At 48.8% G+C, this 20,112-nt stretch carries 15 protein-coding genes; 13 read left to right on the forward strand and 2 right to left on the reverse strand.

The window, feature by feature from the left end; all coding sequences use genetic code 11:
• Position 1 precedes the first annotated feature (1 nt).
• A complete protein-coding gene (locus ACOQOZ_RS17120; protein WP_420589366.1) occupies positions 2–1,099 on the reverse strand; it encodes an efflux RND transporter periplasmic adaptor subunit in 1,098 nt (365 codons plus the stop codon).
• A 31-nt stretch (positions 1,100–1,130) separates the two neighbouring features.
• Positions 1,131–1,859, reverse strand: coding sequence for a TetR/AcrR family transcriptional regulator (locus ACOQOZ_RS17125; RefSeq protein ID WP_420589367.1), 729 nt, complete (start codon positions 1,857–1,859; stop codon positions 1,131–1,133).
• Between the two features lie 431 nt (positions 1,860–2,290).
• On the opposite strand from ACOQOZ_RS17125, the gene ACOQOZ_RS17130 reads away from it, so the two are divergent.
• The 13 genes from ACOQOZ_RS17130 to ACOQOZ_RS17190 all read left to right on the forward strand — a co-directional run bounded on the left by ACOQOZ_RS17130 (position 2,291) and on the right by ACOQOZ_RS17190 (position 20,086).
• Positions 2,291–5,218 carry a cadherin-like domain-containing protein gene (locus tag ACOQOZ_RS17130; protein WP_420589368.1) on the forward strand — a complete coding sequence of 976 codons (2,928 nt, stop codon included), beginning with the start codon at positions 2,291–2,293 and terminating at the stop codon, positions 5,216–5,218.
• A gap of 10 nt (positions 5,219–5,228) precedes the next feature.
• Positions 5,229–7,991 (forward strand): TonB-dependent receptor plug domain-containing protein, encoded by a 2,763-nt coding sequence (locus ACOQOZ_RS17135; RefSeq protein ID WP_420589369.1) that lies wholly within the window; start codon positions 5,229–5,231, stop codon positions 7,989–7,991.
• A gap of 9 nt (positions 7,992–8,000) precedes the next feature.
• Positions 8,001–10,901, forward strand: coding sequence for a M16 family metallopeptidase (locus tag ACOQOZ_RS17140; RefSeq protein ID WP_420589370.1), 2,901 nt, complete (start codon positions 8,001–8,003; stop codon positions 10,899–10,901).
• A gap of 12 nt (positions 10,902–10,913) precedes the next feature.
• Positions 10,914–12,887 carry a cytochrome-c peroxidase gene (locus tag ACOQOZ_RS17145; RefSeq protein WP_420589371.1) on the forward strand — a complete coding sequence of 658 codons (1,974 nt, stop codon included), beginning with the start codon at positions 10,914–10,916 and terminating at the stop codon, positions 12,885–12,887.
• 106 nt (positions 12,888–12,993) lie between these two features.
• The gene (locus tag ACOQOZ_RS17150) at positions 12,994–14,580 is read left to right on the forward strand and encodes a peptide chain release factor 3 (RefSeq protein ID WP_420589372.1); all 1,587 of its coding nucleotides are present in this window, start codon (positions 12,994–12,996) and stop codon (positions 14,578–14,580) included.
• Positions 14,581–14,783: 203 nt separating this feature from the next.
• Positions 14,784–15,095, forward strand: coding sequence for a hypothetical protein (locus ACOQOZ_RS17155; protein WP_420589373.1), 312 nt, complete (start codon positions 14,784–14,786; stop codon positions 15,093–15,095).
• Between the two features lie 168 nt (positions 15,096–15,263).
• Positions 15,264–15,695 (forward strand): 50S ribosomal protein L13, encoded by a 432-nt coding sequence (gene rplM / locus ACOQOZ_RS17160; protein WP_420589374.1) that lies wholly within the window; start codon positions 15,264–15,266, stop codon positions 15,693–15,695.
• A gap of 1 nt (position 15,696) precedes the next feature.
• Complete coding sequence (gene rpsI / locus ACOQOZ_RS17165; RefSeq protein ID WP_420592430.1) at positions 15,697–16,089, forward strand: 30S ribosomal protein S9; 393 nt, start codon at positions 15,697–15,699, stop codon at positions 16,087–16,089.
• A gap of 244 nt (positions 16,090–16,333) precedes the next feature.
• On the forward strand, positions 16,334–16,927 hold the full coding sequence (gene petA, locus ACOQOZ_RS17170; RefSeq protein WP_420589375.1) for a ubiquinol-cytochrome c reductase iron-sulfur subunit: 594 nt from the start codon (positions 16,334–16,336) through the stop codon (positions 16,925–16,927).
• Entirely contained in the window at positions 16,927–18,174 is a 1,248-nt protein-coding gene (locus tag ACOQOZ_RS17175) for a cytochrome b (protein WP_420589376.1), read from the forward strand. The genes petA and ACOQOZ_RS17175 overlap by 1 nt, the downstream gene beginning before the upstream one ends.
• Before the next feature lie 2 nt (positions 18,175–18,176).
• Positions 18,177–18,935, forward strand: a complete 759-nt coding sequence (locus tag ACOQOZ_RS17180) for a cytochrome c1 (RefSeq protein ID WP_420589377.1) — start codon at positions 18,177–18,179, stop codon at positions 18,933–18,935.
• Between the two features lie 105 nt (positions 18,936–19,040).
• Positions 19,041–19,667, forward strand: a complete 627-nt coding sequence (gene sspA / locus ACOQOZ_RS17185; RefSeq protein ID WP_420589378.1) for a stringent starvation protein SspA — start codon at positions 19,041–19,043, stop codon at positions 19,665–19,667.
• A gap of 11 nt (positions 19,668–19,678) precedes the next feature.
• A complete protein-coding gene (locus ACOQOZ_RS17190; RefSeq protein ID WP_420589379.1) occupies positions 19,679–20,086 on the forward strand; it encodes a ClpXP protease specificity-enhancing factor in 408 nt (135 codons plus the stop codon).
• Positions 20,087–20,112 lie beyond the last annotated feature (26 nt).

Raw genomic sequence — 20,112 nt, forward strand, 5'->3', positions numbered from 1 at the left:
TTTATTCCTCGCTGCTGGCAACAGGAGTTGTTTCATTTTCGTTGCTCTGGGCAACGTACACTTTTAACCCCGGATAAAGTTTAAACGTACCCAGGCTGGCAATTTTTTCATCAGCGGTAATGCCGTCGGTGAGAATAACGCGGCCGTTATTTTTGCTCAGCACAGTGACTGCAATACGCTCTGCACGGAATGCATCACCATCCGGATTTAATTTATACACATAAGCGCCGAAACGATCGTGGCCCACGGCGGTATCAGCTACTTCAATAGCATTAATGGCATCACCGTCCGGTACCTGAATATTAATCACGCTGTTTGGTTGTAATGCACTGTTGCCATCAACAGCCAGTTTGGCGCGATATTTAAGTTGGCGGGTATTGGCAGACACTTCCGCTTCACGGGCAATCACTTCAGCTTTTTGCTGTTCATTAATTGTAATGCTCTGGCCAATGGCAATGGGTTGGGTGCCTTGAGGCAAATGGAAATCGAGCCACAGGTAGCCCGGAACACCAATTAAATTCGTAATAACGCTGTTGTTCTGCAGGTATTGGCCAACTTCGAGATTATGAATACCGGCACGGCCAGCAAATGGCGCGCGTAATTGTTTTTTATCAATGGTGGCTTGCAGGTTGGCGATATCCGCCTGGGTGGTTAAATAATCCGCCTGGGCTTTATCATAAGCTTCTTCGCTGATGCTGTTATCTTTGCGTAATTTCTGACTGCGTTTCCAGCTGCTTTGTGCCAGCTTAAAGCGCGCTTTAGCCGCAGCGAGTTGTGCTTTTTCGTTGGCGATATCCAGTTCCAGTAATAGCTGATTCTTTTCCACCAGTTCACCGGAGGCAAAATTAACCCGGGTGATTTTTCCTGGTAATTCATTGCGTAACTCAAGGCGTTGCGGCGCGATTAACGTGGCCAATACCTCGCGGTTTGGTTGATAAACCACGGCCTGGGTCTGAGCGCTGTTAACCGTTTCAGAATGTTCCGGAAAGGCTTCGCCCTGAGCGATAGCGGCTTTAATTTCCAGAGTTTTATAAGTGGCCAGCGCTCCGGTTAATAACACACAGGCGGACACGGCGATGGACCAGCGTCGGATTGTCATAGGTTGTACCTCCTGAAATTTTTGAAATTAATTAGCGATAGCCAATGTTGGTTAATAATTGCGCGGCCTTTTGTATGCCGTCGTCTGTTAACGGCTGCTGCCACTTGTAGGTGTTCAGCAGGCGCTGAGTATTGCGTACCAGATGGTCATCTGTTGTCAGTGGGAATGGCAGCGGGGCATCTGGGCCTAGGGCATTACGGGTATGGTGACGTAACACCGCCTGCATGTAGCCATGGCATAGCGCCCAGCCACCAACTTCAATCTCCATGACCAGCTGTTCACGGTCACGGCCTTCGTTATCCACCTCGCCGGTATCAACAGCTTTGCCAATCAGGTTGGTGAACTCCTGGCCTAATGCGTTGGCGGCATCACTCATGCGACTGAGCCACAATGGCGAGGCCCGTTTAATGATGGAATCACTGCTGACCAGGGTGTTGAGTTCGTCTGAGAAGCTGTAAAACCAGGTTTTATGGAAATCCATCAGATTAAAGGCGATCAGAATTTCCGGCGTGGTCAGCGGCAGCGCCATGATCTTTTTAAAGGCCTGACGTTCATGCTCAAACATATCCACCGCCAGTGCGATCAACAGGTCTTCTTTGCTTTGCACCTGTTTATATACCGAGCCCATCGACAAGCCAGCTGCCTTGGCCACCGAAGACATGGTGAACGACAGCAGGCTGGTGTCTTCGATGCATTGCACGGCCGCATCTTTCACCATTTGCAGCTGTTGTTCGGCAGAAAACTTCGGGGCTGGACTCATAAGTAAACCTGTCAGGCGATTGTGAATTCTATTCGAATAATGTTCGAATGATATTTTGATTGGTTAAAAAAGAATCTACAACCGGCCTTAATTAACAATTTCGGGACGAATTGTTCCATTCAACGCCACCTATTCAGTGTGTTTGGGTCGGACCTATGTGCCGGTAAAAAATATTTACATTTCTGTTTGTCTTCTCTCTTGCCTCCATACTCAACCGTTTTCATTTTTTACTGATTTGTCAGCAGTCAATGATAGTGCGGCCTTGGCGCTACTTTGAGGGTTTTGGAGGAGAGCGCTCCCATCTGAAACTTGTCGGCGGCATGTAGATTGACGCTTATGTCAACTTTTTAATCTAAGTGAAAATCATTATTATTACGGCCGTTTCGAATTGATCGGAACCTAATCAAACTCGCACAACTTGGGAGAGAACGATGCGATTAATCCAATTAGGGTCAAAGAGCCTTCTGGCTTCGACCATCCTGGCGTTAAGCGCTTGTGGTGGTAGCGGCGGCAGCTCTAACTCGGCCCCGCAGTTTGCTCAGGGAAGCTTTGCTTATTCCCTGGCAGAAGATACCCCGTTTACCGCTCAGTTATCGGCGTCAGATTCTGATGGCGATCGTCTGGCCTATCGGGTTCAGCAATCACCAGCAAATGGTACGTTGTCGGTGACTGCAACAGGCAGCTTTACCTATACACCCAATGCCAACATTAACGGCAACGACACAGCGACGGTTGTGGTTTCTGATAACGCAGACGAAGCGACTGCCACTCTGAACTTCACCATTTCCGCGGTGAACGATGCGCCTGAATTTGGTGCAACCAGTGTTACCGTTAATGAATTAGGAGAACTGCAAGGACAGGTAGTTGCCACTGATGTGGACAGTGACCAGCTGACTTATCGCCTGGTGTCGCAGGCAGCAACGGGTGATTTAACCTTTAACGCTGATGGCAGTTTTAAGGCCACAGTGGCTGGCGGTAACTTCCGCGTTGCGGTGAGTGACGGCAGTGCTGCTGAAGTGGAGCGTGACATTACATTAGCTCCATCTTATTCGGGGAGCGATAACCGTCGTCAGTACTACTATTCATCAACGCAATCACACCTGCGCGACGCCGAAAATCTGATTGTCAGCAACTCTGCGGATGACGCTCTGCAGGTGCGTGATGCAGCTCAGGCAGACAATGCTTATGTTGAGCTGGCTGTGGGTTACGCTTTGGCTGGATTTCCGGAGCGAGCTAAAACCATTATTGATTCAGAAATTAATAATTTGCTGGCAAAAGGCAATGCTTATCGCAAGTCTGCTGTTGCGTTAGATCGTATCAAAAATACAGCGGTAGCGAATGAGTTGCGCTTACTGGCCTCGGCGAATTACAACAAAGCACTGGCGGATGTTGGTTTTGACAATATTTCCTCCGAACAAGCCTCTGCCTATCGTGGTTTGGCTAACGACTACCGTGATGCCAAACAGCATCCACAAGCCGCTCAGCTACTGAATCAGGTTGAAGGTTTTGCCGATGAACTGGCTAAACGTTTAGCCCAGGATTCGGGCAATGCGGATAACAGCTTTGGTCGTGTGGCTGAGCACTCTGCCCTGATTGGTATACTTGAAGCTTTTGCCCTCGACAGTGTTTTCGGGTATCTGAAAGATCCGGCTAATCAAGACTTTGATGCCGCGCTGGCAGCCGTCGACCGTATGGCAAATAACGCCGGTAAACACGGCTACTGGGACTTCCGTGGTACCCGTTACGAACGTAACTCTGTCCAGAGTACCTACGATGCAGCGACGCTGTATTATCTGCTGAGCTTGCCGGATAACAACCCACTCGCGATTACCAAAGCAAAACAAGCAACGGCCCAGGCATTTGCGTATTATGCCGAGGCGGATTACGACGTTAATCACAAAGTGAGCGTTGATGATAAAGCGGATGCAACTCTTGCCCGTTATCGCTTTGGCCTGGATCGCATTGCTGCGTTATATGCGGCTTTGTATCCAAATAAAATTACCGTTGATGATGACGGTGTGATCTCGGGCAACGTGGCAATTGACCTGCTGCGTACCAAGGCAAAACGTCGTGATAATCAGTTAGCGCATACTTATCGCCAGACTTTGGCTTATTGGGTGTTTGCGGATTCCGCTGGTGATGCCGATATCACCGCTAAGCTTGCCCCTATCAGCAATTACTTCAGCAAAACCTACACTTCCAGCGCGCGTTTCGATCGACACTGGGACACGCTGATTGAGTACAGTACTCAGGATAGAACGGTTACCAGCATTGGTCTGCACAGCCTGTTAAAACTGGCAGGTGGGCGTACGGCGCATCAACAGCAGGTGTTACAAGCGGCATTAACACTGAATGAAAGTGACGGTTATATCCAGGCTAACAAGACCACAATCAATGATGCACTGGCGAGTAGTGGCTGCTTACGATCCTCGGAATTGTTAGGTGCACTTAATGGTAAAACTGCTCAAGCCGGTGTCATCAGTCGCTGCCAGACCATTGCTGATGACCTGTTCCTGCCAGCTGACGGTAAGGTTGTTGTGTTATCCCGTGCTGTGGATGCGACGGAGGCACTGATGACGGCCTGGAGTGAAGTAGGCAACAGCGTCAATGCTAATGCGGTTGCTGATCGTTTGATTCCGGAATTGGCTGCTATGGCACGTGATGATGACGATGATCTGGAAGACTACTTAGAAGCACATTTCGATATCGCCAACAGTCTGGTCGCCATTGGCAATCTCAGCAAGGCGCAAACGGTAATGTCCCAGGCCCTGACTCAGGCTGGTGGCATTATTACTGACGACAATAACAATGAAGCCACTCAGCTTGGTTTTATTAATGCCACGTTTAAAGCGTTAGCACTGGTTGCAGAGCGCCAGGACACCAAAGGGCGTTATCCATATTTGCATGCCATTCGCCATCATGCAGGCCGTCATGCGGAATACAGCAGCAGTCTGAAAACACAGACCTCGGCAGTACTGGCACTGTTGCAATCCATTCAGCAGCAGGCAGCTGGTTTTGCGGCAGGTTCGAAGCAAGGCGTGTTTGAAAAACTGATCGATCAATACACCTTAATTGGTGACTTTGAGCGGGCAACGACAGCCATGCAGGATGACGTTGTTGCTACAGCCAGCTATGACGAGATTCTCGTCAGTGTGAGTAAGGCGCAAAGTACCCAGGATGATTTTCCGTCCTTCGCAATTGCCAATGTAGATACTGATCTTGATGGTCTGCCGAATTTCTTCTTACCGGAAGCAACAGAGCAAGCCATCGAAGCATCAAAACTGATTCTCGACAGTGACGATGATGCTGATGGCATTGTGAACACTGAAGACATCACCCCGTTAATTGCTAACTTGTAACAGGATGCGTATGAAACCTTCGACATTACTGGTTTCAGTTATCCTGAGTACCTCAGCAGCGCAAGCTGCTGAGGTAACCAGCGACGAGCTGAAACACATTGCATTGCAATATGATCGTTCTCTCCAACAAGTGGGGGCCTGTACTGATCAGGTCCCTGCTGACAAACAAGCGTGGCAACGCTTGTTTGACTGCCTGGACATAGAACACCAGGCATTACCGGATGTGTTAGTCACAGCCCAATACATCGGCCCGGAAGTACCCGAAATACAAGGTCGCTATCGTCTCTCCCGCGATATGATTGCCGCCTCTCCAAAAGGCGGCGGTGATATTTCTGAATTACTTGATGTACTTCCCGGTGTGTATTCCGGTGACGAAACACACAGCGCCGAACAGCAGGCTGAAATTGTCGCGCGGCGCTTGTCCATCTCCGGAGGCCAGCCGTGGCAAACCGGTTTTTTTCTCGATGGTGTTAATTTCAACAGCCGCCAGGACCCGGCGGCATTTGATCTGAACAACAATGAAATTAATGATGTCGCTGGCAGTGCTCAGGCGATGAACATTAACGAACAAATCGTCGAATCTATCGAGGTATTTGATAATAATATTCCAGCACGCTATGGCAGTTTCAGCGGTGGTGTTGTTGATGTTGTTACCCGTGAAGCGTCGCGTAAGAAGTTTCGCTACGGCGTGAGCATGCGTGGAACCAACAGTGATTGGAATAAATACCGGATTTTTTATCCGCAGAGTGAAAAAGCGACAGATCGTCAGCTTGAGCTGAAGTCTCCAGAGTTTTCCAAACAATCTTACAGCGCTTATCTGAGTGGCCCGGTTTCTCCTTACCACTCTGTTTTGCTCAGTGGTAATTACCTGAAAAGTACTGTTACGGGCATTTCTCTGAATGAAAGCCGTCAGTCGTATCGTGAAAACTCCAATGTCTTACTGAAGCTGACACAGGAGAATTTATGGCTTGATCGGGTGGAATGGAGCACAACCTACGCGCCTTACGAAAATCGTAATTATTTAAGGGATGTTCGTAACAGCGATATCACGTTAAAAGGCGGTGGTGTCAGCTCCAGTATTAAGTTGAAACAAGGGTTTGATAGCTTTAACTGGCACGGCAGACTGGCCTATTCGGTCAGTGAAAATTCACGCCAGGCACCAACGCATTATTATCCATGGGCAGATATTCGCGGTCGCGATTGGGGAAATGGTGATGAAGGCACCGGTACCTCGGTATCGCGTGAAGGCGGATATGGTGATCTCGATAAAACCCAGGCGACTACTGCATTAAGCAGCGGTATTAATGATATTTTTTTCAACTGGGGGAAAAGTTATCACAATGTATCGGCAGGTTTGCAGTTAAATCACGAAACTCTGAAGCGACAGCGTTTTCGTGACACTTATGTTTATAACTCACCGAACAGAGAAGAAAAGTTTCTTGAAGACTTTAACTGTAGTGGTTTTATTTTTGATTGTGTCGAACGTACGACCAGTATCACCCTTGAACAGTTGGAGCAGCAACTGGGAGAGCCGTTTGATGAGAACAACCCGGATCATATTATTGCCAGAGAAGCGACAATAATCACAGCACCGCAATACTTCTCTCAGCGCCGTGTGTATCACCAGGAAAACATCGATGTTTCAGTGACCAATCTGGGCCTGTATGTGGAAGACAGCATTGATTTTAATCAGGTTACTCTGAACCTCGGGTTGCGTTACGACTATGAGAATTTCTTACGCAATCACAACATAGCTCCCAGAATCAGCGCTGGATATCGTATTAATGGCGATGCGAATATGCTGATTACAGCCGGGTTAAATCGTTATTACGACAGTAACCTGCTGACTTATAAAGTGCGCGAAAAAAGAAAACCGTATACCTTCCAGAAACGCACCGTGAATGACGAAGGATTTGTTCAGGGCTGGCAGGATGTCCGTGAAAGCAGTGGTGAGCGTTATACTTATAATGATCTGCGTACACCATTCAGCAATGAACTTGTTCTGGGCTGGAAACATGCCACCGGATATGTGGGTACGTATGCGATTAAATATATAAAACGTTGGCGAGAAGATCAGTTGGTTCGTGGTGATGAGCGTATTTATAACGAACAGGACGGATTTTATTATCGCGCCCAGACCAATGATGGGAGTGGAAAATCTGAGCGTATCAGCCTTTCCTGGAATTATCAGATTAACGGCCATAATCTCTGGGCAAATACCAGTTACCAAATCAGTGAGAGCAGTTCGACCAGCTATGATGTATCTGCCGATGATGCCCAGCTCAGTGATCTGGTGATTCTGGATCGCGGAGCACATCTGGATGAAAATGAGCGCTATCAGGAAACGTCCCTGAACAGTCTGAGTCGTGTTGTGCGCGAATTCGGTCAGCCATTTACAATGAATATGGGCTGGAACTACCGCTGGAATCCTTATGTATTGACCTCAATTGTCGCCAGCTATCGTCAGTCATTCGATACCGTTCGTAAAACATCGAATGTGCGCGCCAGTGAACAACTTGATCGTCTTTGTCCGTCATGTGGCACCGGTGACGAAATACTTCTGCCGATTTATGAAGAGGTAAAAGTTCCCGAGCGTTTATTGGTGAACTCGGCGTTAAAGGTTGACCTGATTAAATCGGGCGAACATCAGCTGAAATTGACCACCGATATTGAAAACCTGTTTAACAGCCGTACCCATACTGTGCTGAAAGGTGACTCAGGTGTAGAAACCGGACGTAGTTTCTGGCTCGGCATTTCATACGACTACAAATAAGAGGTTGATATGAAATGTTTTAATTTACGCGCGTTAGCGCGGAACGGTCTGTACCTGTCAGTTTTATGTGTACTTTTGCTATCAACCGGGTGTGCGTTATTCAGGTCAAAGGATCATGCCTCGCCTGCGTTTGTTAATAAACCACTGGTTTGGGACCCGCAGATTATTCAAGGTGAGTTGGATAACGGCTTACGTTACCTCGCCTATCCAAGTAATAACACGCAAGACGGTCTGCGACTGCGTCTGCTTGTGGGTGCAGGGTCCGTGCATGAAACGGATCAGCAGATTGGTGTGGCGCATATGCTCGAACATATGGTGTTCCATGAAACTGATGATTACCCGGATGGGATTCATACCTGGCTGGCACAACAGGGCTGGCAAACCGGTCGGGAAATTAATGCGCTGACGCAGCAAACACGTACTAAGTACATGTTACGTATTCCTGCGGACAGTGACGTTAGTCTCGAACGTGGGATGAATTTGCTGGCAAATATGGCAGTCAAAGCTCACCTGAAGGCGGATGATTGGCAACAAGAGCGCTCGTTAGTATTAGGGGAGTGGCGCCGTTTTGATTCGCACAGAGCTGCAATTAATGAGCAGAAACGTGCCGTAATTCGTGCGGGCTCTGCGTTTATTAATCGGCCAACGATTGGCAATTACACCGCGATTCGCAACGCGTCCGTATCCGACTTACGGAGTTTCTATCAACGTTGGTATATCCCGGCCAATATGACGTTAATCGTCAGTGGGAACTTTTCGTCAGATAATTTGATGCAGGCTTTGGAAAAGGAATTTTCGTCGCTGAAAAATCCAGCTGATGTATCGCAGGTTATTGCTCAGGCCAAGGCTGCACTTACATTGCCAAAAAATCAGAGGTTAGTAACCGGACGTGTGTCGCCGGCATCGTCAGAAGCAACGCCAATGTTGGTTTTGGGGCTGAAATCTTCGATAAAGCGCGATCGCGATTTATTGGCTGATCGCAGTCGGTTAATAGACAATCTTATTCGTAAGCTGTTGATACAACAGGCACTGCAGCAGCGTGCTGGTCTTCCGTCGGAAATCCAATCGTTATCGCTCAGAGCTGATGAACTGACGCCACATACCCGCGCCATGACCATTGCTGTTCGTAGTGAAGATCCGAAAACTTCGATGGATCAGATTCTTCAGCAACTGGCCGTGTTACGTCAGCATGGATTTTCTCAATCGTTATTTGGTGTCGTGCAGGAAAAAATACTGACACAAATCGATAGGTTAATTAAACGTAACAATCGCCCGGATTATTTAACCTGGGAAGATCGTCTGGTAACCGCTGTTGTGCAGCAAAAAGTGGCAGAAGATCTGAACTTGCGTTATCCACGCATTCGTCAATTCATCGCTGAATTAACCCTGGATCAGGTTAATCAATATCTTCAGAATAACTGGCTGTTGGATGACGATGTTTTTATCTATCTACAGGCTGATGATTCCGTCAGTTGGTCTGCACCAGATCAGGGAAGCTGGACAGCATTATGGCAACAGACACGAAAATTACCTGTGTTGGCTGTTGTTCAAAAAAACAATCACGCAAAAGAAAAAGCACAGGTTTTGCCTGATTGGCCTGCTGTTTCAACACCCAGTTATAAAACAGAACGTCACAGAGCAAAACGCTGGCAATACTCGCCAACGAATAAGGGAGAGTCTGGGAGTGAAGTTCGTGAATGGCAACTGACGAATGGCGATCGTTTGGTTTGGTGGCCTGTCGGTGATTCTCTGAATTTACAGGCCGTCAGTCGCGCGGGTTATCAAATGCAGGGGATCCGCTCTGATTTAAGTCAGCTGGCTCAGCAGTTGGGTGCTCAAAGTGGCCTTAAAGGCTGGTCACAGCAGCAATGGCAAAATTCGTTGGTAACCCATGGTGGAGCTGGCTTCTGGCAGCAAACGCCTGCATCGCTTAACTGGATGCATGCTGGTAAAGCCAGCAATTTACCGTTATGGCTGCGCCAGTATCGCGCTCTGGTCGAGCAGGGCTGGGTGTCGGATGATGCATGGGAGCAGGGACGTAAGGCGCTAGCACGGCAAATCCAAACGTCAGGGCAACAGCAAACGCTGGAGCAACAGCAGCGTAGCCAGTTTATTTATGGCTCTGATGCCACTCCTCTATCCCAGCAAGCGAATGCTAATGTCAGCAAGGCTGATCTGGAAGCGCTATGGCAGCAACAGTTGCGTCAGCCGGTGACCTGGTACCTGGTTGGGAAGTTGGATGAGGAACAGTTGTTGCAAAACTTTGCTCGTTATATTGAGCCTGTGTCGCGAAAATCAGACCTTTATTCTGCACCTGTTTTACAGCGTAGCGGTCAACACCGAATGTCGTTCAGCGCGGAGGGATTAAACGATGACGTCCGCATTCGTTATCAGCTACGGGCTTATCGACAGCAGACCTGGTCGCCGCAATTAGCGAAGCAAATCGAGCATCTGGCACCTCTGGTACAAAAGGCATTAAAGCAGCGCTTAAGAACTGAACTGGGTGGTGTTTATTCGGTCGATTACCGCTTAACTCTCGATCCACAAACTGATCGGTTAGAGTCACAATTAAGCTTTGTCGCAGCGCCATCTCAGGCAGAGATGTTGGCTGATGAAGTGATAAAAGTGCTGCAGCAATTACCAGATCGTTTACCCGATTATCAACCGGCATCCCGGTCACAATTCCCGCGATTAATGTCCAGAGTTATGTCGCATTTAAAACTTCGTGCATTGATTCAAAGTGATCTGGCGAAGGATGACGGACAGTGGCTGAGACAGTGGAGCTCACTAGAGCAGGATTCTGCACAGCCTGATGCCGACGAATTAATAAATACAAAAAAATTAAAAGAAATCAGTGGGCAATTATTGCCACTACCAGAACGCGTTGAATTGTTCTGGCAAGAAAATTAATGAGAGAAAACCGTGAAAAATTTCTATTGTATTCGCAGTCTGTTCCGTGGGCTGCTATTAACCGCATGTTGTTTGGTGTCATCCCTGTGTCTGGCTGATGTTAAACCTTTATCCGCAATTCAACGCCAGCAGTTGATTGATGTGATGGTTGCTCTATATGAACAACAAGGAAAACTTGATGGTGTGGCAACGACGGGAGTCGATCGTTTACGCCTGCGATTGCAGAACCATGACGGACAATTTCGTTTGGTGCTGGTTCGTAACTTTGCATTAATTCAACAGCAGCTTAAACATTCTGACGTTGCTGACCTGCAACAGCTGTCAGAGTTTCTAGGAGAGAATAACCCCGAGAGTAATTCTTTCTTTCGCCTGGATCAGCACGGCAGTGTATTAACATTGCAAAACCGTACTTTTGGTAACTCTCCGTGGGCGTGTGTTGATGATATGAGTCCGGCGCACAGTGCTTATCGCAATCTCAATTATGCGGTTCATCTCTGGCATGAGCATCAGCTTGCGCAGTCGTTATCGAAGCAGCAGATGAGCAGTTCGTTGGCGCAACTGAATCAACAGCGCTGGTGTGGCTCTGCTTCCTGGGGCCTGCCCACCCGAACGGAATTACAGCGACTATTGGGAGATGTTGCGCCTGGCTCTGAGATAACCAGCTCTGAAATAAAAACTTCTGGTGAAAAATATTCTGAGCTGCGCCAGTTGCGCTTCCCTGAGAGCTTTCCACAATGGCAACAGAATCCACCGGATTTTGTCTGGATTAATGCGGATGATCAGCGTGAAACGTTTGCACCGATGATTTATGACTGGCGTAATAACCAGGTTGTTGATGAGTCTGGCGAGCAAATCGGCGCTGCAGTATTAGCAAAGGCGTGGCAAGCCGTTGGTGGGGAGCGTATTCGTATTCCGGAAAATCTGACGCCTTCCCAACAGCGTGCTTTGTTGACTGAGCTGCGTCGGGAATATAAGTCACCAGATAGCCGCGACTGGCCAGCGCCTTTAGTTGATGATGGTGTTAACTGGCAGCCTCTGGGGTTATTACCGCCACTGCCGAATATGGATCAGGCTGAAAAACTGAAAGTGTCACTGGGGCAGCGCTTGTTCTTTGAGCCGCGACTATCTGCTAACCGTATGTTGTCGTGCGCCAGTTGTCATATTCCGAGTCAGGGGTGGGACGATAATCGTGCCACCGCCATCGGCCATGCGGCACAAACAGGCAATCGTAATACTCCTGGGCTGCTGAATATCGGTTTGCAGCAGCAGTTTTTCTGGGATGGTCGGGCAGCAACACTGGAGCAACAGGCGCTCGGCCCGATTGAAAACCCGATTGAAATGAATCTGCCGCTGACCGAGTTACAACAACGAGTGGATGCCGGCGAGTTTGATGACTACAACGCTGCGACGCATCAGGCATTCGGCAGTGAACGGCTAACACCTCCTATTATTGCTCAAGCACTGGCTGCTTATCAGCGCCGTATACGTTCATCGGATAGCCGATTCGACCGCTTTCTGAAGCAAGAGATTGAGTTGTCTGATCGTGAGCTGTGGGGACTGCACGTATTTCGCACCAAGGCGCGTTGTATGAATTGCCACTCCGGGCCGAATTTTACCCAGGGTGGATTTGAGAATCTGGGACTGGCAGATCTGGATTATGCCAACTCTGATCTGGGGCTTTATGCCGTAACAGATGACGAAGCTGATGTGGGTAAGTTCCGTACTCCGAGCTTACGCGAGTTAACCCACACTGCGCCTTATATGCATCACGGTCGCTTCGACTTGCTCGAAACTCTGGTGTCTTACAACAATGCGATGGGGGTGACCAATATTCCGGTAAAACTAAAAATCGGAGTACGACGTCATGATCCGCTGTTCCAGCCGGGGTCAGACAAACTTCATGTCTTGCATCTGGGTGGTGATGAGGTAAAAGCACTGGAAAGCTTCCTGAAAGCATTGAGTGCCAAAGAGGTGCCTCAGCAGTAAGTTTGTTTAAAGGTTAAGCAGCATTTGAGCTTTGGGATGGATTCAACGACAATGCGCAGCAAATGCATCCCAGAGCTGTGCTGCTAACCTGATTTGAGAGTGTTTCATGTCCTCTGCTTTTAAAACCGACGTTGGCCAACGTCGTACCTTCGGTATCATTTCCCACCCGGATGCGGGTAAAACCACTATTACAGAAAAGCTGTTACTGCTGGGTAACGCGATCCAGTTGGCGGGTACAGTAAAGGGTAAAAAGACTGGCCGTATGGCGACATCTGACTGGATGCAGATGGAGCAGGACCGTGGTATCTCGATTACCACCTCGGTGATGCAGTTCCCTTATAAAGAACGCATGGTTAATCTGCTCGATACTCCCGGACACGAAGACTTCTCGGAAGATACTTATCGTACGCTGACCGCAGTGGACTCGGTATTAATGGTGATCGACGGCGCTAAAGGTGTGGAAGACCGGACCATTAAGCTGATGGACGTTTGCCGTCTGCGTGATACGCCGATCTTCACCTTTATTAATAAGATGGACCGTGAGGTTCGTGATCACATCGAAGTGCTGGATGAGATCGAAACCGTTCTGAAAATTAAGTGTGCCCCGGTAACCTGGCCAATCGGCATGGGTAAAGCGTTCCGCGGTGTATACAACCTGTACACCGATACCGTTCATCTGTTTCAGCCTGGGCAGGCGTCTGTCGTACCGGATGATGTGCAGATTAAAGGTATCGACTCAGCCGAAGCCCGTGCTGAGTTAGGTGACGAGCTGGTGGATGAGCTGATCGACGAAGTGGAACTGGTGCGTGGTGCCAGTTACGAGTTCGATCTGGAGCAGTATCTGGCCGGTGAAATGACGCCGGTATTCTTCGGTACGGCCCTGGCCAACTTTGGTATTCGCGAGATGTTGGATTACTTCGTGGATTGGGCGCCAGCACCGATTGAACGCGAAACCAAGCAACGCGTTGTTAAGCCTGATGAAGCCAAGTTCTCCGGCTTTATCTTTAAGATTCAGGCCAATATGGATCCAAAACACCGTGACCGTATCGCCTTTATGCGCATCTGCTCGGGTACCTATTCCAAGGGTATGAAGATGAAGCATACGCGCCTGGGTAAAGACGTGAAGGTGGCGGATGCGGTGACCTTCCTGGCCGGTGATCGTTCGAATGTTGAAGAAGCGATCTCAGGTGAGATCATTGGTCTGCATAACCATGGCACGATTCAGATAGGTGACACCTTCACCCAGGGTGAAGAATTGCAGTTCACCGGCATTCCACACTTCGCACCGGAGCTGTTCCGTCGGGTACGTTTAAAAGATCCGCTGAAAATGAAACAGTTGCAGAAGGGTCTGCAGCAGTTATCGGAAGAGGGCGCCACTCAGCTGTTCCAGCCACTGAATAATAACGACTTGATTCTCGGCGCGGTGGGTGTGCTGCAGTTTGATGTGGTACAGCAGCGTCTGCGTGATGAATATAAAGTGGAATGTATCTACGAGCCGGTGAACGTTAATACCGCGCGTTGGTTGCAATGTGACGATGAACGCAAGCTGGAAGAATTCCGTAAGAAAGCTTCTGAAAACCTGGCGATCGACGGTGGTGGTCATTTGACCTACATTGCGACGTCACGGGTAAACCTCAGTCTGACGGAAGAACGCTGGCCCGAAATTGAATTCCGTGCTACACGTGAGCACTAGCATCTGATACAGACAAGTCTCTTTTCAGTAGTTTTCAGCCGCCGAATCCCAGGCACATCCTTATGCCTGGGATTCTACCGGGACATCCTGTCCCTGCTAAGAAAATTACTGATAAGGCCTTGTTGATTATCTTCCCCTTAACTTGCGACCGAATACTTTTGAACTAGGCTTGCTCTAGGAAAATAATTATCGGATCAAAGGTTATGATTGCTTTCTTTATTGTAAGTATGGGGGCTGCGGGGGCGGTCTGTTTTGCGGCGTATTATTTGCTGCAGCAAAAGGTGTTGGATGAGAGTCTGACTCTGGATGATGGTAAAGGCTATTTTCTGGTTGCCTGTATTCTGATTGGTTTTGTTGTTAGCGCCGCTGGGTTTTACGTCGGTCAGGTGGTTGGCTACGATCAGAGTGAAAGCACATCGACGATGATGGCACTGGCTATCCTGTTGGATATCATGGTGACTTTACTGACACTAATTTATGGTTTGGTTAAATTTCGCGAACCAGAGCATTATTAACCTCCTGTGAGAGCCCGTCAGACGGTAAAAATGGCGGGTTTTCCGGGCGAAAAAAACGTCTTCAGTAATATTCGAAATCTTACAAGAATATTGCTTGCTAATGACAAATCCTTCCTATAGAATGCCGCCCTCTTTTCGAATCAACCTGCCCTTGAAGGCGAGAAATTGATGAAAACTTACAGCGCAAAACCCGAAACCGTAAAACGTGAATGGTTTGTAGTTGATGCAGCTGAGCAAACGCTGGGTCGTCTGGCTACTGAGGTTGCTCGCCATTTGAGAGGCAAGCACAAGCCGGAATACACTCCACACGTGGACACTGGCGATTACATTGTTGTAATCAACGCAGACAAAGTGAAAGTAACTGGTAATAAAGGCAGTGATAAAATGTATCACCGTCACACTGGTTACCCTGGTGGTCTGAAGTCTATCTCTTTTGACAAGCTGATTGACCACAAACCGGAACAAGTAATTGAACTGGCTGTTAAAGGCATGCTGCCTAAGAACCCTCTGGGTCGTGCTATGTTCAAGAAAATGAAAGTTTACGCTGGTAGCGAGCATCCACATGCAGCGCAACAGCCACAAGAACTGAAAGTAGGATAAGATCATGGCAGCACAATACTACGGTACTGGTCGTCGTAAGACTTCTACTGCACGTGTTTTCTTACGTCCAGGTACTGGCAGCATCATCGTAAACAAGCGTCCTCTGGATGTTTACTTCGGTCGTGAAACTGCTCGTATGGTTGTTCGTCAACCATTAGAACTGACTGAAAACTTAGAAAAATTCGACGTTATCGTAAATGTTAACGGCGGTGGTGGTAACGGTCAGGCGGGTGCTATCCGTCACGGTATCACTCGTGCCCTGATGCAATACGATGAAACTCTGCGTCCTTCTCTGCGTGCTGCGGGTTATGTAACTCGTGATGCTCGTGAAGTTGAGCGTAAGAAAGTGGGTCTGCGTAAAGCACGTAAGAAGCCACAATTCTCCAAGCGTTAATTCGCAACTCGTATTCCATCGCTGGAATATGGAGAACAAAGAAAGCGTCCCTTGGCTTATGTCAATGGACGCTTTTTTTATGCCTGAAAACCCCATGAATCATGGGTTTTTGAGTTGTCTCAGCGGTCTCTTTTCTTTAGTATGTGCGCCGCTCTGTTTGCTCTGCGTGGTCTGTTCAAAAAGTGAACAATATTACAGTCCTCGGTCGGCAACATAAGATTTTTTTTGATGGGAGAAGATGGTAATGAGTCAAGACGGCGTGAATAAGAGTCGACGCACTCTGCTCGTAGGCGCGACTGCTGCTGTCGGTGCTGTCGGTGCGGGATTTGTCGCAGTACCCTTCGTGAAATCTTGGAATCCAAGTGAAAAAGCGAAGGCAGCGGGTGCTCCGGCAAAAGTTGACGTAAGTAAAATCGAACCAGGTGCAATGCTGACTGCCGAATGGCGTGGTAAGCCAGTTTATATTGCTCGTCGTACCGAAGAGACTCTGGCACTGCTGCCGTCTCTGAACAGCCGACTGAAAGATCCGGACAACAACAACAAAGCACAACAACCAGCTTACGCGGACAATATCAACCGTTCCCGCAAGCCTGACCTGATTGTTCTTGAGGGTGTATGTACACACCTGGGTTGTGCACCAAAATACTTCGCTGAAGTAAAACCAGAGCCATTTGATGCTGACTGGAAAGGTGGTTTCTACTGCCCATGCCACGGTTCCCGTTTTGACTTGTCGGGTCGTGTATACAACGGCTCTCCAGCTGCAGATAACCTGATTGTGCCTCCTTACTCATTTGATGGTGACACCTTGATTATTGGCGTTGATGAGGAGAATGCTTAATGAGCAAGCAACAGAACACCCTGATGGGCTGGATTGATGACCGCCTGCCGGTTACCCAGACCTACGAAAAGCATATGTCTAAGTACTATGCTCCGAAGAACTTCAACTTCTGGTACTTCTTCGGCGTAATCTCTATGTTAATGCTGGTTAACCAGATTCTGTCTGGTATCTGGCTGACCATGAACTTCACTCCAAGCGCTGATGCGGCATTCGCGTCTGTTGAATACATCATGCGTGATGTTGAATGGGGTTGGTTAATTCGTTACCTGCATTCTACCGGTGCTACCTTCTTCTTCGTTGCGGTATATCTGCACATGATGCGTGCGCTGCTGTACGGATCCTACCAGAAGCCACGTGAGCTGATCTGGATCTTCGGTATGCTGATCTACCTGTTGCTGATGGCTGAAGCCTTCATGGGCTACGTACTGCCTTGGGGTCAGATGTCTTACTGGGGTGCGCAGGTAATCATTTCCCTGTTTGGTGCTATTCCGGTTATTGGTGATGACCTGACTACCTGGATTCGTGGTGACTTCCTGATTTCTGGCGCGACTCTGAACCGTTTCTTCGCTCTGCACGTGATTGCATTGCCACTGGTTATTGTTGGTCTGGTTGTATTGCACTTGTTGGCGCTGCACGAAGTGGGTTCTAACAACCCGGACGGCGTTGATATTAAAAAGCACACTGATGAGAACGGTAAGCCATTAGACGGTATTCCGTTCCACCCTTACTACACCGTGCACGACATGGTCGGAATTGTGGTATTCCTGATGGTGTTCTGTAGCGTGATGTTCTTCTTCCCGGAAGGTAACGGTTTCATGCTGGAATACCCGAACTTCGAGCCAGCTAACGGCCTGAAGACGCCAGAGCACATTGCTCCGGTATGGTACTTCGGTGCGTTCTACACCATTCTGCGTGCGGTTCCTGACAAGCTGTTAGGTGTTGTTGCGATGGGTGCGGCGATTGCGATTCTGTTCGTTCTGCCTTGGCTGGATAAGAGCCCTGTGCGCAGCTGGCGTTACAAAGGCCTGGCAAGCAAGATCCTGCTGCCGGTATTTGGTGTGGTATTCCTGATCCTGACCTGGTTAGGCACTCAGCCTGCAAGTGGTTACTTCCTGGGTCTGTTCTCTAACGGTACTGTGGCGGTATTAGCAACTATCTTCTACTTCGCCTTCTTCCTGACGATGCCAATCTGGACTCGTATGGAAAAAACCAAACCAGTGCCAGAGCGTGTAACAGGAGGCCACTAAGCATGAAAAAATTATTCGCATTAATTGCTGCTATGGTTCCGGCATTAGCTATTGCCGCTGGCGGTTCTAACATCCACCTGGATGAGCACAAAACTGACCTGTACGACAAAGCGTCTCTGCAACGTGGTGCCCAGGTTTACATGAACTACTGCATGGGTTGTCACTCTCTGGAGCACTCACGTTATAACCGTGTTGCAAAAGACCTGGATATCCCGGAAGAGCTGATGATGGAAAACCTGGTTTTCCCTGATACTAAAATCGGCTCCCTGATGACCAACGCGATGCGTCCTGAAGATGGCAAAGTATGGTTCGGTGCAACACCTCCGGATCTGACTCTGGTTGCTCGTGTACGTCGTCCTGACTGGTTGTACACTTACCTGCGCAGCTTCTACGAAGATCCAAGCCGTCCTTGGGGTGTTAACAACGCCGTATTCAAAGACGTTGGTATGCCACACGTTCTGGCTGGCCTGCAGGGTCGTCAGGTGAAAGGTACTGCTCAGGTTGCTGTGGGTTATGACACACTGACTGGCCAGGAAATCACTGAAGAAAAAGACGGTGTATTATATCTGGCAGAAGAGGGCACTCTGACACCAAAAGAATACGATCGTCTGGTATTCGACCTGGTGAACTTCCTGACCTATGTTGCTGAACCAATTGCTGTTGAGCGTCAGCGTCTGGGTTGGTGGGTACTGTTGTTCCTGGCAATCTTCTTTGTACCGGTTTACATGCTGAACAAAGAATTCTGGCGCGACGTTAAGTAACACGCTTCAGGAAAACATGCTAAAGCCCGGCCGTTTTTGCGGTCGGGCTGTTGTTGTTTATAGAATATTGAAGTTTTTAGGTTTACTGAGAAAAGTGAGGAAAATATGGGAGTTGTAGCCAAGCGCTCTTCCATGACGTTTTATTCAGATGCGTCTGATCATTACAGTCATCGCGTACGTATTGTACTGGCGGAAAAAGGGGTTGCCGTTGAGATCCATGATGTGGATCCGGACAACAAGCCTGAAGATCTGGCCAGCCTGAATCCATACAACTCGCTGCCAACTCTGGTTGACCGTGATCTGGTGTTGTACGACGCCAATGTGATGATGGAATACCTCGATGAGCGTTTCCCGCATCCGCCGCTGTTGCCGGTTTATCCGGTTGCTCGCGCGCAAAGCCGTCTGTGGATTAACCGCATCGAAAAAGACTGGGCCAAGCTGATCGAAACCGTTCAGTGGGGTTCTGACAAAGACGCGGATGTCGCTCGTAAAGAACTTACTGAAAGTCTGATTGCGATTGCGCCGATTTTCGCTGATATGCCTTACTTCATGAGCGAAGACTTCTCTCTGGTCGATTGCTGTGTAGCACCTATCCTGTGGCGTTTGCCTGCTCTGGGTATTGAGTTGCCAGAGAAGCAGTGCAAGCCACTGCTGAGCTATATGGAGCGTCTGTTTGAACGCGAATCTTTCCAGGCCAGCTTATCTGAAGCTGAGCGTGAGATGCGCGACTGATGGAAAACAATATGACACCCAGCCGTCCGTATCTGATGCGGGCGTTGAACGAATGGATACTCGATAACCACTGCACACCCTATGTGTTAGTGGATGCCGGCATTCAGGGCGTTCAGGTGCCGCAGGATTACGTTAACAATGGCCAGATCGTACTGAACGTCAGCCCAAGTGCGGTTCAGAACCTGCTGATTAATCAGGATGGTTTGTCCTTCAGTGCCCGCTTTGGTGGCGTGCCGATGGAAGTATACGTGCCGATTGTTGCGATTCTGGCGATTTATGCACGGGAAAATGGTCAGGGTATGGTGTTTGGTTCGGAAGCAGGTGCGCCTGATCCGAATCAGCCTCCGGAGCCGCCAAAACCGGATGATGAGCCGCCGAAGAAATCCTCAGGCCGACCATCGCTGAGTGTTGTGAAGTAATCTTCCATCCCGTTGCTGAGCAACAG

This window comes from Bacterioplanoides sp. (genome assembly GCF_965219715.1).
Taxonomy (GTDB): domain Bacteria; phylum Pseudomonadota; class Gammaproteobacteria; order Pseudomonadales; family Oceanobacteraceae; genus Bacterioplanoides.